Below are 782 nucleotides of genomic sequence, written 5' to 3'. Positions count from 1 at the left end.
GGGACGCGTCCGCGCCTCGCCAGCACGCCGGGCCGGCTTAGCGGCCAACCCCCGGTGGGGGGAGACCTCCGGGGCCCCGGGGGGGGTGGGGGAGGGGTTCTGAAAAAGTGTGTCACTTTGGACGGAAACTGACACACTTTTTTAGAACCCCTCCCCCACCCCCCTCCCCCCATTGCCCTCTTCATGTTCATGGCTCCGCAAGGAGAACGACTCGATCGGCCTCGACGTCGAAGCCGAGCACTGGTTGGCCGTACTCGCCCTCCGGGTCCATGAGTACCGGCTTGCCCAAACGCCGCCCGATCTCCCGAAGGAAACCGCAGAGCACATCAAGTCGGTCCTGGCCCTGCAACTCCCGCAGGTCGACGTCGAAGTCGACTTCGTCATCGGCTAGGAAGCGGAAGATCGCCAACACATCCGCCGTCGGCCAGACCCGCAGGTCCGGGCACTCGGCATCCACCGGACGGGACAACACGACCTCCGCCCGGGGCACCGGAAGCACCCTCTCACCCTCGGAGTACTGACACTTCCAGCCCTTCTCCGCCACAAGGTCGAGGACCGCCTGCCAGTCCCCCACCGAGGCATTCGGGACACGAACGTCCGGCAACGACCCCACCCAGTCCAGGTCGAAGAAGCACTTCACGTCATCCCACAGCAAGTCGCCCACCCCGCCATGCTGCCCAACCCACCGACCCAACGCACTCCCGGCCTCCCGAAGCCCCCACCCCTACCGGGGGTTGGCCGCTAAGCCGGCCCGGCGTGCTGGCGAGGCGCGGACGCGTCCC

The 782-nt window shown here is 67.5% G+C and carries 1 protein-coding gene; it reads right to left on the bottom strand.

The genetic code is table 11. From position 1 onward, the window contains the following. Positions 1 to 187: 187 nt before the first annotated feature. The gene (locus OC490_RS49090) at positions 188 to 664 is read right to left on the bottom strand and encodes a hypothetical protein (RefSeq protein WP_262064559.1); all 477 of its coding nucleotides are present in this window, start codon (positions 662 to 664) and stop codon (positions 188 to 190) included. Between the last annotated feature and the right edge of the window lie 118 nt (positions 665 to 782).

It is taken from the genome of Streptomyces sp. STR69, from assembly GCF_024519455.1.
Lineage (GTDB): Bacteria > Actinomycetota > Actinomycetes > Streptomycetales > Streptomycetaceae > Streptomyces.
The sequence above is the reverse complement of the archived record's forward strand: the minus strand, read 5'-3'. Positions and strand labels throughout refer to the sequence as shown.